Source organism: Streptomyces sp. NPDC002926, from assembly GCF_053591755.1.
The window spans coordinates 422904-437490 of record NZ_JBSFUK010000003.1 but is presented as its reverse complement, the minus strand read 5'-3'; the positions used below and the strand labels follow the sequence as shown (position 1 = coordinate 437490).

Below are 14587 nucleotides of genomic sequence, written 5' to 3'. Positions count from 1 at the left end.
CTGGCTTGTGTACTTGGGCCACAGCGCGTTAACAGCACATGAATAAGCGCGTGAACAACCAGTCGAGGGCCGGCCGTCCCGGGCCCGCTGCGACGAACGACCCCGATTGAGAAGAAGAGAGCCACTCATGGACTTCCTTCGCCCCGCCAGCTGGGAGGAGGCGCTCGCCATCAAGGCCGAGCACCCCACGGCTGTACCCATCGCGGGTGGCACCGATGTGATGGTCGAGATCAACTTCGACCACCGCCGGCCGGAGTACCTCCTGGACCTGAACCGCATCGGCGAGCTGCTCGAATGGGAGGTCGGCGAGGACACCGTCCGACTGGGCGCCTCCGTTCCGTACACCCGGATCATGGAGAACCTCCGGGCCGAACTGCCCGGTCTGGCATTGGCTTCGCACACCGTCGCATCGCCCCAGATCCGCAACCGCGGCGGTGTCGGCGGCAACCTCGGCACCGCATCCCCGGCCGGCGACGCCCACCCGGCGCTGCTCGCCGCGGGCGCCGAGGTCGAGGTCGAGTCGGTACGAGGCAGCCGCCTCATCCCCATCGACGAGTTCTACACCGGCGTCAAGCGCAACGCGCTTGCGGCGGACGAGCTGATTCGGGCCGTCCACATCGAGAAGGCAGACGGACCGCAGCAGTTCTCGAAGGTGGGCACTCGCAACGCGATGGTGATCGCGGTCTGCGCCTTCGGTCTGGCTCTGCACCCTCGGACCCGCACGGTACGCACCGGCATCGGCTCCGCCGCCCCGACCCCGGTCCGGGCGAAGGCGGCCGAGGAATTCCTGAACGCCGCGCTCGAAGAGGGCGGCTTCTGGGAGAGCAGGAAGATCATTACCCCGTCGGTCGCCAAGCAGTTCGCGCTGCTCGCCTCCGGTGACTGCAACCCGATCGACGACGTGCGCGGCACGGCGAGTTACCGCCGCCACGCGGTCGGCGTCATGGCCCGCCGGACCCTGGGCTGGACCTGGGAGGCATACCGGGGCAATGCCCACGGCACAAAGGGAGGCACACAGTGCGCGTGAACTTCACGGTCAACGGTCGTCAGCAGGAAGCGGACGACGTGTGGGAGGGCGAGAGCCTGCTCTACGTACTGCGTGAGCGCATGGGCCTGCCAGGCTCCAAGAACGCCTGCGAGCAGGGCGAGTGCGGCTCCTGCACGGTCCGCCTCGACGGTGTCCCGGTCTGCTCCTGCCTCGTTGCCGCGGGTCAGGTCGAGGGCCGCGAGGTCGTCACCGTAGAGGGCCTGGCGGACTTCGCCAGGCAGCGGGCCGAGCACGGTGGCTGCGCCACCGGCGCCTGTGGCACCACCCTGGACCAGGCCAAGCGGTGGGAAGCCAGGCCTTCCGACTCGCAGACCGGTGAGGGCTCCGAGCTGTCCCCGATCCAGCAGGCGTTCATCGATGCCGGTGCCGTGCAGTGCGGTTTCTGCACGCCCGGTCTGCTGGTCGCCGCCGACGAGCTGCTCGAGCGCAACGCCGAGCCGTCCGACGCGGACATCCGCGAGGCGCTCTCCGGCAACCTCTGCCGCTGCACCGGTTACGAGAAGATCCTCGACGCGGTCCGCCTCGCGGCCGCCCGCCAGGAAGAGGCGGTCTGAGAACCATGGCCACCATCGGTACTCCCACCAACATCTCCCAGGGTTCCCGGACCAAGGGCGGCATCGGCGAGTCGACGCTGCGTCCCGACGGCATCCTCAAGGTCACCGGTGAGTTCGCGTACTCCTCGGACATGTGGCACGAGGACATGCTCTGGGGTCACACGCTGCGCTCCACCGTCGCGCACGCCGAGATCAAGTCGATCGACATCTCCGAGGCGCTCGCGACGTCCGGCGTCTACGCCGTACTGACCTACGACGACCTGCCCACCGAGGTGAAGAACTACGGCCTGGAGATCCAGGACACCCCGGTACTCGCCCACGGCAAGGTCCGCCATCACGGCGAGCCGGTGGCCCTGGTCGCCGCGGACCATCCGGAGACCGCGCGCCGCGCCGCCGCCAAGATCAAGATCGAGTACGTCGAACTGCCGGTCATCACGGACGAGGCGTCCGCGACCGCTCCCGACGCGATCCTGATCCACGAGGGCCGCGACGACCACCACATCGGCCATGTCCCGCACCCGAACATCGTGCACCGCCAGCCGATCGTCCGCGGCAACGCCGACGAGGCCGCCAAGCGCGCCGACGTCATCGTCAGGGGTGAGTACACCTTCGGCATGCAGGACCAGGCCTTCCTCGGCCCGGAGTCCGGCCTCGCGGTCCCCTCCGAGGACGGCGGCGTCGAGCTGTACGTCGCCACCCAGTGGCTGCACTCGGACCTCCGGCAGATCGCACCCGTCCTCGGTCTGCCCGAGGAGAAGATCCGCATGACGCTCTCCGGCGTCGGAGGTGCCTTCGGTGGCCGTGAGGACCTGTCGATGCAGATCCACGCCTGCCTCCTGGCGTTGCGCACCGGCAAGCCGGTCAAGATCGTCTACAACCGGTTCGAGTCCTTCTTCGGGCATGTCCACCGCCACCCGGCGAAGCTCTACTACGAGCACGGCGCCACCAAGGACGGCAAGCTCACGCACATGAAGTGCAGGATCGTCCTGGACGGCGGGGCGTACGCCTCCGCCTCCCCGGCGGTCGTCGGCAACGCGTCCTCGCTCAGTGTCGGTCCGTACGTCGTCGACGACGTCGACATCGAGGCGATCGCGCTCTACTCGAACAACCCGCCCTGCGGAGCCATGCGCGGCTTCGGTGCGGTCCAGGCGTGCTTCGCCTACGAGGCACAGATGGACAAGCTCGCGGCGAAGCTGGGCATCGACCCGGTGGAGTTCCGCCGGCTCAACGCCATGGAGCAGGGCACGATCATGCCGACCGGGCAGCCGGTCGACTCCCCGGCCCCCGTCGCCGAGTTGCTGCGCCGTGTCAAGGCCCGGCCGCTGCCTCCCGAGCAGCAGTGGCTCTCGGCCGGCCAGGAGGCGGACGTCCGCGCCCTCCCCGGCGGTCTGTCCAACACCACACACGGTGAGGGCGTCGTCCGTGGCGTCGGCTACGCGGTCGGCATCAAGAATGTCGGCTTCTCCGAAGGCTTCGACGACTACTCCACCGCGCGGGTGCGTATGGAGGTCGTGGGCGGCGAGCCGGTCGCGACCGTGCACACCGCCATGGCGGAGGTCGGCCAGGGCGGTGTCACCGTCCACGCTCAGATCGCCCGTACCGAACTCGGTGTCGCGCAGGTGACGATCCAGCCGGCCGACACCCAGGTCGGCTCGGCCGGCTCCACCTCCGCCTCCCGTCAGACGTACGTCACGGGCGGCGCGGTGAAGCACACCTGCGAGAACGTCCGAGAGAAGGTCCTGGAGATCGGCCGCCGCAAGTTCGGCTCGTACCACCCGGCATGGGCCACGGCCGAGCTGCTGCTCGAAGGCGGCAAGGTCGTCACCGACGGCGGCGAGGTCCTCGCCGACCTGGTGGACGTACTCGAGGGCGAGTCGGTCGACGTGGAGCTCGAGTGGCGCCACCGCCCCACCGAGGCCTTCGATCTGCGTACGGGTCAGGGCAACGGCCACGTCCAGTACTCGTTCGCCGCGCACCGCGCGGTCGTCGAGGTGGACACCGAGCTCGGCCTGGTCAAGGTCATCGAGCTCGCGGTCGCCCAGGACGTCGGCAAGGCGCTCAACCCGCTGTCCGTCGTCGGCCAGATCCAGGGTGGTACCACCCAGGGCCTGGGCGTCGCGGTCATGGAGGAGATCATCGTCGACCCGAAGACCGCGAAGGTGCGCAACCCCTCCTTCACCGACTACCTGATCCCCACCATCCTCGACACGCCGACCATCCCCGTCGACGTACTCGAACTGGCCGATGACCACGCGCCGTACGGGCTGCGCGGCATCGGCGAGGCCCCGACCCTTTCGTCGACCCCGGCCGTCCTCGCGGCGATCCGGAACGCGACGGGGCTGGAGCTCAACAGGACACCGGTACGCCCCGAGCACCTCACCGGTACCTGATCCCCGCCTTCTCCGGGCGGTGTGCCGCGCATCCGAGGAACGTCACACTTCCCGCCGCTCGTCGCACCGCCCGGAGAACCCCAGCACCGCACCGCTCGCGGTCCTGGCACAACCCCGCACCACCAGCAGCACCCGTCACCACATCCAGTTCGTCTCGGGCCGTCCCCCGGGTCGTGCAGCCAGCGCACCATCCCAAATCCCGCAATCCCAGTCCCCATGCGGGTGCCCCTGTGAACCTTGGGAGTAGGCACCATGACCCAGCAGTCCCTTGAGACCAAGACCACGGCGGAGGACGCCGGAGCGGGTTCGCGCCCGCCTGCCGGAAGATCTTGGCTCGACCGGTACTTCCACATAACCCAGCGAGGGTCGACCGTCGGTCGGGAGGTGCGTGGCGGCATCACCACCTTCATGGCGATGGCGTACATCATCCTTCTCAACCCGGTGATTCTCTCGGTTCCGGATGCGACCGGTCACCGGCTCGACGGTGATCAGCTCACCACCGCGACGGTCTTCGCCGCCGCGGCCACCACCATCGTGATGGGCTTCATCGGCAATGTGCCGCTGGCCCTCGCGGCGGGACTCAGCGTCTCCGCCGTCATGGCCTTCCAGGTCGCCCCACAGATGACCTGGGAAAACGCGATGGGCATGTGCGTCATCTACGGCGCCGTGATCGTCCTGCTCGTCGTCACCGGCCTGCGTGAACTGATCATGAACGCCATCCCGCTGGCACTGAAGCACGCGATCACCATGGGGATCGGCCTCTTCGTCTGCCTCATCGGCCTGGTCCAGGCGGGCTTCGTCACCTCCATGCCCGGAGACGGCGGTATCGCGGGAGCCAAGCCGATCCAGCTCGGGACGAGCGACATGCTCACCGGCTGGCCGGTGCTCTGCTTCGCCGTCACCGTCCTGCTGATCTTCCTGCTGCAGGTCCGCAAGGTCCCCGGCGCGATCCTCATAGGCATCGTCGGCGGTACGGCCTTCGCCGCTGTGGTCCACCAGTTCGCGGGCCTCGACAAGAAGGCCTGGGGCGGACTGAACGCACCCGAGATCACCGGTTCCATCGTGAGTACGCCGGACTTCGGTCTCTTCGGCAACGTCTCGTTCAGCGGCATCGGCGGCGTCGGTGGCATCACCGTCGGCGTCATCGTCTTCACCCTGGTGCTGGCCGGCTTCTTCGACGCCATGGGCACCATCATCGGCATCGGCCAGCAGGCCAACCTCGCCGACGACAAAGGCAAGATGCCGGGCCTCAACAAGGCCCTGGCCATCGACGGTGCCGGTGGCGCGTTCGGCGGCCTCGCCGGTGCCTCCGGCCAGACGGTGTTCGTGGAGTCCACGGCGGGCGTCGGTGACGGTGCGCGCACCGGCTTCGCCAGCGTGATCACCGGCCTCGCGTTCACGCTCTGCCTGTTCTTCACTCCGCTCGCCCAGGTCATCCCCACCCAGGTGGCCGCCGCCGCGCTCGTCGTCATCGGATCGATGATGATGACGAATGCCAAGCACATCGACTGGAACGACCAGGCCACCGCGATCCCGGTGTTCCTGACCACCGTGCTGATGCCCTTCACATACTCGATCACCGCGGGCATCGCGGCGGGCGTCATCGCGCACGTCCTGATCAAGGCCGTGCAGGGCAAGGCGCGCGACGTCGGCTGGCTGATGTGGGTGCTGTCCGTCGTCTTCCTGGCCTACTTCGCCCTTCATCCGATCGAGGGCTGGCTGGGAGTCAAGTAACCACCGCCGCCCGACACACACTTGAGGAGACCGACGTGCTGGACATCGCCGAAGAGCTGACCCGGTGGGTCGGGCAGGGCCGTGCATTCGCCGTCGCCACCGTGGTGGCGGTCGGCGGCAGCGCGCCCCGGCAGCCGGGCGCCGCTCTCGCGGTGGACAGCGAGGGCACGGCGATCGGGTCGGTCTCCGGCGGGTGTGTGGAAGGGGCGGTGTACGAGCTGTGCCGACAGTCGCTCGAGGACGGTCTCACCGTCCTCGAGCAGTTCGGCTACAGCGACGAGGATGCCTTCGCCGTGGGCCTGACCTGCGGCGGCATCATCGACATCCTCGTCACGCCGGTACGCGCGGACTCTCCGGCGAGGAAGGTGTTCGCGGCCGCGCTGTCCGCCGCCGCGCAGGGGGAGGCGGCGGCGGTCGCACGGATCACCGACGGACCGGCGGAGGTCAGCGGCCGCGCGCTGCTGGTCCGGCCGGACGGTTCGTACGACGGGGTCCTCGGCGGTCACCCCGAACTGGACCGTACGGCTGCGGCCGAGGCCCGCTCGCTGCTGGACGCCGGCCGCACCGGCACGGTCGTCATCGGCGAGGACGGGAGCCGCTGCGGACAGCCGCTGACGCTCCTGGTCGAATCGAGCGTCCCGGCACCCCGCATGATCGTCTTCGGCGCGATCGACTTCGCCTCGGCGCTGGTCCGGGTCGGCAAGTTCCTCGGCTACCACGTCACGGTCTGCGACGCCCGGCCGGTATTCGCGACGAGGACCCGCTTCCCGGAGGCGGACGAGATCGTCGTCGACTGGCCGCACCGCTATCTGGAGTCGACGGAGGTGGACGGCCGCACCGTCCTCTGCGTACTCACCCACGACGCCAAATTCGACGTCCCGCTGCTCGAACTGGCCCTGAAGCTCCCCGTCGCCTACATCGGCGCGATGGGATCCCGGCGTACGCACGAGGAGCGCAACAAGCGGCTGCGGGAGACCGGCGTGACCGAACTGGAACTGGCCCGGCTGCGCTCGCCGATCGGCCTGGACCTCGGCGCGCGTACGCCGGAGGAGACGGCGCTGTCGATCGGCGCGGAGATAGTGGCGAACCGCCGCGGCGGCAGCGGAGTCTCCCTGACGGGAGCGCACACACCGATCCACCATGACGGCGTGCGGGCCTCGGTGGGACGGATAGGTTCGGTCGCCTGAGGCCATCCTGCCGTCTGCCGTCTGCCGTCTGCCGTCTTCCGCCTTCCGTTGCCCGACTGCGGAGGCCGGATGGGCTGATCGGTTCGAGATCCGGTCTCCCCGCGCCGTGGAGGAGCACGCTTCAGCGCTGACCTCCGGTGAATTGACAGGGCGTCAGGACAATCGTCGTATCAGTGCCCGTCGGTGCTCAGTCCGTCCAGGGTGAGGTCGAGGAGACGTTCGGCCTGCTCTCGCTGTTCGGGTTTTCCGGACGCGAGGGCAATGCCGGTGAGGGCGGCGAACATGTCGGTCGCGCCGATGTCCGACCGGATGGTGCCGGCGCCGACACCGGCGTCCAGGAGCGAGGTCAGGGCGGCCAGCATCATCTCGTGGCTCTGGGCGTAGGGGTTGACGCCCGACTCGACGAGAGCCCGCAGGGCATCGGCCATGCCCAGTTTGGCGGTCGCGTAGTCGATGAAGCGTCCCATCCAGGCGCGCAATGCCTCACGCGGCTCCATCGTGGCCAGGAGGTCAGGGGCGGCGTCGCACAGCCGGCTCAGCTCGTTGCGGTAGGCGGCCTCGATCAGGATCTCCCGCGTCGGGAAGTTCCGGTAAAGGGTCCCGGTGCCCACACCCGCCTCTTTGGCGATGCGCTCCAAGTGTGCGTCCAGTCCCTGTTCGGCGAACACGCGCACCGCAGCGGCGAGGATCTTGTCCCGGTTCCGCTGCGCATCGGCCCTCAGCGGGCGCCCGGTCTCCCTGGTCATCGGCCGTCTCCTGTCGTCAGGGTTGCTAAGTGGAGGCGCATCCGGTTACAGTGAATGAAGTGGCGGCGCCTCCACTTTTACTGTACTCGCAGCGGATCACCGCGCGGGAATCGCCCACGTCACAGGGAAAAAATATGAACCTCTCACTCGAAGGAAAGGTCGCCGTTGTCACCGGCGGCGCGTCCGGGGTCGGCCTGGGTATCGCCCAGGAGTTCGTTGAGCACGGAGCCCGCGTGGTCATCACCGATCTCCAGCAGGCGCAGCTGGACGAAGCGGTCGCGGTGATCGGACCGAACTGCTCCGGCATCGTCGCGGATGTCACGAATCTCGAGTCCATGGAGATGATGTACCGCGAGGTCAAGACGCGGTACGGACGGCTCGACGCGGTCGTGGCCAACGCCGGCATCGGCGCTCACGCCCCGCTCGGCTCGATCACCGAGGAGCAGTTCGACCGGACCTTCGACGTCAACGCGAAGGGGGTCCTGTTCACCGTCCAGCCGGCGCTGCCGCTGCTGCCGTCCGGCGGAACAGTCGTCATCATCGGGTCGACGGCTTCCATCCAGCCCCCGCGCGGGATGAGCATGTACGGCGGCGCGAAGGCCGCGGTGCGCAATTTCATCCGGGCCTGGATCCAGGACATCAAGGGTTCAGGCATCCGGATGAACGTCCTCAGCCCCGGAGCGGTCGACACCGAGTCCCTCAGGCGGGCTCTGGAGATGGCGCAGGGGGCCGATCAGGTCGACGCCGCGATCAGGTCCATGGGGGAGGGCAACCCGACCGGACGGATCGCGGATCCCCGCGAGATGGGCAAGGCCGCTGTGTTCCTCTCGAGCGACGCGTCGAGCTTCGTCACCGGCGTGGAGCTCTTCGCGGACGGCGGCATGGCGCAGGTGTGAAACACCGGTCCCCGAATGCCGGCCGACCGGGTTCCGGTTCCGGGCATTGCTACGGCCGTCAGCCGAACGCGTCCACCGCACAGCGCGTGCCCCGGGAAGTCCGGCTGATCAGCCCCGGAGGTGTCCCGTACGCCCCAGCCGTTGAACGCCGCCCCACCCCCGTCCGTATACCTGGGCGGCCCATGCGCGTCCGCATGGGCCGTTCCGGCAGGGGAGGCAGATCAATGGCCGGCAGCAATGTCACCGCACTCTTCCGCGCGTCCACCGCGCACAGCCCTTCGTACTTCACGCTGAACAGGGCAGCCGGCGGCGAGGGCGGAGAGATCACGGACTTCTGCATCCCCTGCAATCCGTACTTTCCCACTCCAGTGATGTTCGATCAGCTCGGTGACCGCCTGCGCGAGATCCTGACGTACTACCCGAGCAGCGCGGACACCATCACCGCCGAGCTGTGCCAGGTGCTCGGGCTCAACCCGCAGACCGTCGCCATGGGAAACGGTTCCACCGAACTGATCACCTGGATCGACCATTTGCTGGTCAAGGAGTCGCTCGCGGTCCCTGTCCCCACCTTCGGCCGGTGGACCGACCAGCCGATGGAGACCGGGAAGCGCGTCGACATGCTTCTGCTGCCCGAGGCGCGCGGTTTCGGCCTCGACCCGGCGTCCTTCGTACAGTTCATCCGCAGCCGCGGCTCCCGCGCGGCGGTCATCTGCAACCCCAACAACCCCGACGGCGGTTACCTCCCCAAGGCGCAACTCCTCGGGCTGCTCGACTCCCTCGAGGACCTGGACCTGGTCGTCGTCGACGAGTCCTTCCTCGAGTTCGCGGACGCCGAACCGGACCCCAGCGTCGCCGCGGAGGCCGTTCTGCGGACGAACGTGATCGTGCTGCGCAGCCTGGGCAAGAACTTCGGGCTGCACGGCGTGCGCTTCGGCTACCTCGTGTCGAATCCGAGCCTCGCCGGGAAGGTGCGGGCCGCGCTGCCGAAGTGGAACCTCAACTCCTTCGCCGAAACCGTGGTGTTCATGCTGAAGGAGCACCGCCAGGAGTACGCCGACAGCCTTCTCCAGGCGCGGCGCGACCGGCAGGAGATGACCTGGCGCCTCTCCCAGCTGCCGGGTCTCACCATCTACCCCTCCCAGGGCAACTTCCTCTACGTACGCCTGCCGGAGGGTGCGGACGGGTCGGTTCTGCGGGACCGGCTGCTCGCCGAACACGGCGTACTGGTGCGCGAGTGCAGCAACAAGGTCGGCAGTTCGAGCCGGTTCCTGCGCCTCGTGGTGCGTCCGCAGCGGGACGTGGTCCGGCTGATATCGGCGATGGAGCAGGTGCTGTACGGGCAGCGCACCCAGGTGGCCGAACCGCCCCCGCAGCCGATGGCGCCGATGCTGGCCCAGGTACCCGCGCCGCAGCAGCAGGCGATGCAGCAGACGCCGATGCAGCAGACACCGATGCTCGCCCTGGCCCAGCAGCCGGTCGCCGCCCGGGGCCTGGGCCCGGCGGCCCGGCAGCAGAACTGGCCCCCCGCCGCCGCCCCCTTGCCCGCGGCTGTCCCCATGCCCGCCGCTCACGGGGAGGCCGCCGGCTACACCTCGGGGACGGCGGCGGTGGACCGCCTGATCGCCCAGGCCTAGGAGCGGAGGTCGTCGTCAAGTGCCTGCGGCCTTCTGCCAGGTGGGAGGTGGACTGCCCAGGCGGCGGGCCAGGAACGGTTCCTGGGCCGCGACGGCTCCCGCACTGATGCTGATGGCGACCGCCACGCACACAACGATCAGCCAGGAGAGCAGGACGAAGACCGAGCCGACCGACCCGTACTCGGAAAGGGCGCGATTGAGCGCCCGGGGCATGTAGAAACGCGCTCCGATCGACAGAAAGGTCACTGCGATCGCCGTGATGACGGCACCTGGCAGCAGGGGAGGCCAGCGGATCAGGCCGCCCAGCAACAGGTGTTGGGTCCACCACCACAGGGCGGTCTGGGTAAGCACGGTGACCGGGATGCCCAGCCACAGGCCGGCGCCGAAGCCGTCGCGCAGCGGCGCCTGCACGACCAGGACGGCGAGCCAGATCGCGATCCACGCCAGCCACCGCCAGGCGGCGATCCTGGTGCCCGCCCTGGGGATCTCCCAGGCTCGCTTGCACAGCCGCTGCATCGCCCGGCTGACGGCCGTGGCGGAGAGCAGCAGCATGAGCGCGCCCACCACACCGGTGGCCTCGCGCAGAGTGTCCGTACCGGACTTGTACACATTTTCCAACTGGTCGTTCGCGGCGCCGCCGAGCCCGAAGACCGCTCGCACGGAGCTGATCAGCTGATTGCGCACCGCATCCGGGGCGACTGATCCGACGACGAAGAGCAGCGGGACCGCGGTCAGAAAGCACTGGGCAGCCAGCCGGGTGGCGGAGTCGAAGATGTTCACCGACACCATCCGTGCGGCGAGGTGCGAGATGACCGGGAAGCGCGCCTCGGCCCGCGCGTGCAGCCACTGCGCCGTGGCGACCAGCTTCCGGGACCGGACCTGCCACCAGGACGGCCGGAGGACGGAGCCGGGACGGCGGCCCGCCGCGCCCTGCTCCCCGTCGTGTATGCGCTTGCCCGGCTGCTCCCGGGGGGCCTCGGGCTCGCTGGGAGGCATCAGCCGGCCGTTACGGCACCCGGGCTCCGCGTGCGGCCCCCCACCTTCGACGGCACCCGTCCGGAAGTCGTCATGGCGCTGCTCCTTCCCTGCGTCCAGAGTGGGGGACGCGGTGCGCGGCGGCATTTCCGGCGTGCCGGCGGCGGGGCGGCCAAAAGGTGTCGTTTCGCTGTCCTTTGCATACCCTCGTGATGTCGCCACACGATTGGGTCGCCATGGTCATCGACCTGCTCCTCATCGCGCTGGCCATCACGCTCGACCCACTGCCGATCATGGCTTTCGTCCTGGTGGTGGCGTCCGACAGGGGTGTGTGGAAGGGGCTGGCCTTCATCCTGGCCTGGCTGGCCTGTCTCGTCGCAGTGATCGCTCTGGTTCTCGCGCTGACCGGAGGGCAGCCCCCGCCGCCAAGATCTCCGCCGTCCACGGCGGGGCTCGCGGCCAAACTCGCCATCGGCCTCTTGCTCGTGTTCTACGGCGAACACCGGCGACGGCGGCTCGGAGCGGCTCATGAGCCGCTCCCCGGATCCGCCCGCAAGCCTCGCAGGTCCTTTCGCAAGTCGCCTCGCGCGTCCTCCCGTTCCCCGTCGTCCTCCTCCATGACCTCCCGGATGGACCGGAGCTCGGCCTGGGCGGCGGCGGGACTTGCCGTGTTCCTGCAGCCCTGGGGCATCGTCGCGGCGGGTGCGACCACGGTCATCGAGGCCGACCTGTCGCACTTCTCGTCGTATCTGGCGCTGTTCGGCTTCTGCATCCTCGCCACCTCGAGCCTGCTGGCCGCCGAGCTGTATGTGGTGTTCGCACCGGAGGCGGCCCAGGCGCGGCTGATGAAACTGCGCACCTGGCTCGAACGCCACCAGGATCCGGCGATCGTGGTCATCTGTCTGTTTCTCGGCCTGTGGCTCACCGGGAAGAGCATTTACCAGCTGACCAGCTGACGCGGTGGGGACCCGTCGTCGGCCGGTGCGGACCCGTCGGTGGGCCGGTCCTCGGCGGCCCGCCGACGGGTCCGGGACGCCGGGCCCCAGGAAGTGCGAAGCCTTCCGACGGGTGTTGCAATGGCTGGAAGGGCCGCCTGTCGCCGTCTGTCGCGGCGACCGCCGCCGGACATGAGCGGCGGTCGAGGCCCGTACCCGGACCCGCTCGCGAGGAGTGGCCATGAGCGACGACATCGAAGAGATGGGCCCCGTCGACTACCTGGTCGTCGAGTTCCCCGGCAACCGTATGACGGGGGAGGGCTTCCCCCTGCTCGTCGATCTGGTCGATCGCGGCATCATCCGCATCCTCGACCTCGTCTTCGTCCGCAAGGACAGCGACGGTTCGGTCTCCGCACTGGAACTGAAGGATTTCGGGGACGAGCTCGACCTGACGGTCTTCGAGGGTGCCTCGTCCGGGCTGCTGGGCCAGGACGATCTCGACGAGGCCGGGACCGCACTGGAGCCGGGCAGCTCTGCCGGAATCCTGGTGTACGAGAACCTCTGGGCGGCACCCTTCGCCCGGGCCATGCGGCGCAGCGGTGCGCAACTGGTGACGGGCGGCCGAATTCCCGTCCAGGCCCTGCTGGCCTCACTGGACGCGGTCGAGGCGACCGGCCCCGACGGCCCCATCGCCGATTGAAAGCCACGGGGCCGGCCGTCGGGGCCCGTCGCCGCGGCGGTCCGCCCGCACCTACCGTGGGAGATGAGTGAACATGCCCGGACTTCTTCGTGGCGTCGCCCGCACCGCCGTCGTCGCCGGAACCGCGACCGCGGTGTCCAACCGCGTGTCGCGGCGTCAGGCGGGCCGATGGGCACAGCAGGACGACCAGCAGCAGGCGCAGGCCGCCGCTCCCGCCCCGGCCGCGCCACCGCCTTCCCCCGAAGACGAGATGAGCAGCAAGATCGATCAGCTCAAGCAACTGGGCGATCTGAAGGCCCAAGGAGTGCTGACAGAAGAGGAATTCGCTGCAGAGAAGCGCAAGATCCTTGGCTGACGCCGGAGTTGGGGGCTGGGAAGGGACGACCCCATGACGGAGCCGAGTCCGCGACCAGCCGCCTCGGGCGGCCGAACACAACCGGCGGAGGCCGACCTGCTGCGTGACTTGCTGCGCACCCCGGGCTACCTGAAAACGCTCTTGTTCTGCGCCCTCATCGGTATTCCGGTGTCGCTCGCCGCGTTCTGGTTCCTCGTCGGGCTCCACGAGCTGGAGCACCTGATGTGGACCGATCTGCCGCAGGCGCTGGGCTGGCACATCCCGCCGTGGTGGTGGCCGCTGCCCCTGCTCCTGCTGTCCGGAATCCTCGTCGGCCTGGTGGTCACCCGTATGCCCGGCGCCGGCGGCCACATCCCCGCCACCGGACTGCACGCGGGGGGCTCCTCGGCCGAGGCGCTGCCCGGAGTGATCCTCGCGGCCGCGGCCAGCCTCGCGCTCGGCGCGACCCTGGGTCCCGAAGCCCCGCTGGTCGCTCTCGGCGGTGGCCTGGCGCTGCTTTTCGGGCGCCTGGCCCGGGCACCGGGCACCCCGCAGAACAAGGCGCTCCTGGGCGCGGCGGGGGCTGCGGCGGCCATTTCGACGATCTTCGGCAACCCGCTGATGGCCGCGGTGCTGCTGATGGAGATGGCGGGAGTGGGCGGACCGCAGCTGTTCGCCGTCATGCTGCCGGCGCTGCTGTCCAGCGGGATCGGTTCACTCGTGTTCACCGGTTTCGGACGCTGGACCGGCCTCTCGACCGGCGGCCTGTCCCTGAAGCTGGGCAATTCGTTTGGCCGTCTGGATACCGGTGACGTGTTCTGGTCGGTGCTGATGGCTGTCGCGATCGGTGTCTTCGTGCATCTGGTGCTGGCCGGAGGCCGGTTGGCCGCCGTGTTCGTCTCGATGCGTCCCGTCGTCCACACCGCCGTCTGCGCACTGGCCGCCGGAGCCTGCGCCGCCGTGTACACGCTCATCACCGACCGGTCACCGGCGGACGTGGCCTCGTCGGGCCAGTCCATGCTGACCGGCCTGGCCACCGATCCGCACGCCTGGGGGGTCGGTGCCCTGATCGCCGTCATTCTCTGCAAGGGCGCGGCCTACGCGTTCTGTCTGGGCAGCCTGCGGGGCGGACCCATCTTTCCCGCACTGTTCCTGGGCGGTGCGATCGGCGTGCTGCTGGCGCCCCTTCCGGGGCTGGGGGTCGTACCGGGACTGGCCGCGGGCATGGCAGCCACGGCTACCAGTGCCCTGCGGCTGCCGGTCAGCAGCGTGGTGCTCGTGGTCCTGCTGCTCGGCAGCACGGAGATGATCCCCGTGGTGATCCTGGCGGCCGTCGTGGCCTTCGTGACCACCGAGCTGCTTCCCCCCGGACGTGCCGTTCCGCCGGTGGGCAAGCCCGTCGAAGCTCCGGCAGCCGCCGGAGCGGCCCGCCCCGCCTGAGGGCGGCGGGGCGC

Annotated in this window: 13 protein-coding genes; 11 read left to right on the top strand and 2 right to left on the bottom strand. The window is 69.3% G+C overall.

Translation table 11 applies throughout. The annotated features are described in order from the left end of the window. The first annotated feature begins 127 nt into the window (after window positions 1–127). The 5 genes from ACWDZ6_RS08395 to ACWDZ6_RS08375 all read left to right on the top strand — a co-directional run bounded on the left by ACWDZ6_RS08395 (window position 128) and on the right by ACWDZ6_RS08375 (window position 6913). On the top strand, window positions 128–1027 hold the full coding sequence (locus tag ACWDZ6_RS08395) for an FAD binding domain-containing protein (RefSeq protein WP_451502233.1): 900 nt from the start codon (window positions 128–130) through the stop codon (window positions 1025–1027). Beyond that, on the top strand, window positions 1018–1602 hold the full coding sequence (locus tag ACWDZ6_RS08390) for a (2Fe-2S)-binding protein (RefSeq protein WP_451502232.1): 585 nt from the start codon (window positions 1018–1020) through the stop codon (window positions 1600–1602). The genes ACWDZ6_RS08395 and ACWDZ6_RS08390 overlap by 10 nt, the downstream gene beginning before the upstream one ends. A 5-nt stretch (window positions 1603–1607) precedes the next feature. Further along, entirely contained in the window at window positions 1608–3992 is a 2385-nt protein-coding gene (locus ACWDZ6_RS08385) for a xanthine dehydrogenase family protein molybdopterin-binding subunit (RefSeq protein ID WP_451502231.1), read from the top strand. Window positions 3993–4244: 252 nt separating this feature from the next. Further along, window positions 4245–5726 carry an NCS2 family permease gene (locus ACWDZ6_RS08380; RefSeq protein ID WP_389180309.1) on the top strand — a complete coding sequence of 494 codons (1482 nt, stop codon included), beginning with the start codon at window positions 4245–4247 and terminating at the stop codon, window positions 5724–5726. Between the two features lie 35 nt (window positions 5727–5761). Continuing rightward, entirely contained in the window at window positions 5762–6913 is a 1152-nt protein-coding gene (locus ACWDZ6_RS08375) for an XdhC family protein (RefSeq protein ID WP_451502230.1), read from the top strand. Window positions 6914–7083: 170 nt separating this feature from the next. Here the strand turns inward: ACWDZ6_RS08375 and ACWDZ6_RS08370 are convergent, their stop codons facing one another. Continuing rightward, entirely contained in the window at window positions 7084–7659 is a 576-nt protein-coding gene (locus ACWDZ6_RS08370) for a TetR/AcrR family transcriptional regulator (protein ID WP_451502229.1), read from the bottom strand. Window positions 7660–7793: 134 nt separating this feature from the next. Here ACWDZ6_RS08370 and ACWDZ6_RS08365 point away from each other — a divergent pair, with 134 nt between their 5' ends. Together ACWDZ6_RS08365 and ACWDZ6_RS08360 are read left to right on the top strand one after the other, a co-directional pair. After that, window positions 7794–8555: an SDR family NAD(P)-dependent oxidoreductase gene (locus ACWDZ6_RS08365; protein ID WP_451502228.1), complete on the top strand. Its 762-nt coding sequence runs from the start codon at window positions 7794–7796 to the stop codon at window positions 8553–8555. Between the two features lie 224 nt (window positions 8556–8779). Further along, on the top strand, window positions 8780–10189 hold the full coding sequence (locus ACWDZ6_RS08360; protein ID WP_366731695.1) for a pyridoxal phosphate-dependent aminotransferase: 1410 nt from the start codon (window positions 8780–8782) through the stop codon (window positions 10187–10189). Window positions 10190–10204: 15 nt separating this feature from the next. On the opposite strand, the gene ACWDZ6_RS08355 is transcribed toward ACWDZ6_RS08360, so the two are convergent. Further along, the gene (locus ACWDZ6_RS08355; protein WP_451502227.1) at window positions 10205–11185 is read right to left on the bottom strand and encodes a YhjD/YihY/BrkB family envelope integrity protein; all 981 of its coding nucleotides are present in this window, start codon (window positions 11183–11185) and stop codon (window positions 10205–10207) included. Between the two features lie 215 nt (window positions 11186–11400). Here ACWDZ6_RS08355 and ACWDZ6_RS08350 point away from each other — a divergent pair, with 215 nt between their 5' ends. The 4 genes from ACWDZ6_RS08350 to ACWDZ6_RS08335 all read left to right on the top strand — a co-directional run bounded on the left by ACWDZ6_RS08350 (window position 11401) and on the right by ACWDZ6_RS08335 (window position 14573). Next, window positions 11401–12120, top strand: a complete 720-nt coding sequence (locus ACWDZ6_RS08350) for a GAP family protein (protein ID WP_451502350.1) — start codon at window positions 11401–11403, stop codon at window positions 12118–12120. A gap of 220 nt (window positions 12121–12340) precedes the next feature. Further along, window positions 12341–12799 carry a DUF6325 family protein gene (locus ACWDZ6_RS08345; RefSeq protein WP_366731690.1) on the top strand — a complete coding sequence of 153 codons (459 nt, stop codon included), beginning with the start codon at window positions 12341–12343 and terminating at the stop codon, window positions 12797–12799. A gap of 73 nt (window positions 12800–12872) precedes the next feature. Then, window positions 12873–13154, top strand: a complete 282-nt coding sequence (locus tag ACWDZ6_RS08340; RefSeq protein ID WP_451502226.1) for an SHOCT domain-containing protein — start codon at window positions 12873–12875, stop codon at window positions 13152–13154. Between the two features lie 33 nt (window positions 13155–13187). Next, a complete protein-coding gene (locus ACWDZ6_RS08335) occupies window positions 13188–14573 on the top strand; it encodes a chloride channel protein (RefSeq protein WP_451502225.1) in 1386 nt (461 codons plus the stop codon). Window positions 14574–14587: the final 14 nt, after the last annotated feature.

Coding starts and splice junctions, on each gene's coding strand:
- ACWDZ6_RS08355 (WP_451502227.1), bottom strand. CDS start 11,185: ATGCCTCCCAGCGAGCCCGAGGCCCCCCGGGAGCAGCCGGGCAAGCGC.
- ACWDZ6_RS08340 (WP_451502226.1), top strand. CDS start 12,873: ATGCCCGGACTTCTTCGTGGCGTCGCCCGCACCGCCGTCGTCGCCGGA.
- ACWDZ6_RS08370 (WP_451502229.1), bottom strand. CDS start 7,659: ATGACCAGGGAGACCGGGCGCCCGCTGAGGGCCGATGCGCAGCGGAAC.
- ACWDZ6_RS08345 (WP_366731690.1), top strand. CDS start 12,341: ATGAGCGACGACATCGAAGAGATGGGCCCCGTCGACTACCTGGTCGTC.
- ACWDZ6_RS08360 (WP_366731695.1), top strand. CDS start 8,780: ATGGCCGGCAGCAATGTCACCGCACTCTTCCGCGCGTCCACCGCGCAC.
- ACWDZ6_RS08380 (WP_389180309.1), top strand. CDS start 4,245: ATGACCCAGCAGTCCCTTGAGACCAAGACCACGGCGGAGGACGCCGGA.
- ACWDZ6_RS08365 (WP_451502228.1), top strand. CDS start 7,794: ATGAACCTCTCACTCGAAGGAAAGGTCGCCGTTGTCACCGGCGGCGCG.
- ACWDZ6_RS08350 (WP_451502350.1), top strand. CDS start 11,401: ATGGTCATCGACCTGCTCCTCATCGCGCTGGCCATCACGCTCGACCCA.
- ACWDZ6_RS08335 (WP_451502225.1), top strand. CDS start 13,188: ATGACGGAGCCGAGTCCGCGACCAGCCGCCTCGGGCGGCCGAACACAA.
- ACWDZ6_RS08385 (WP_451502231.1), top strand. CDS start 1,608: ATGGCCACCATCGGTACTCCCACCAACATCTCCCAGGGTTCCCGGACC.
- ACWDZ6_RS08395 (WP_451502233.1), top strand. CDS start 128: ATGGACTTCCTTCGCCCCGCCAGCTGGGAGGAGGCGCTCGCCATCAAG.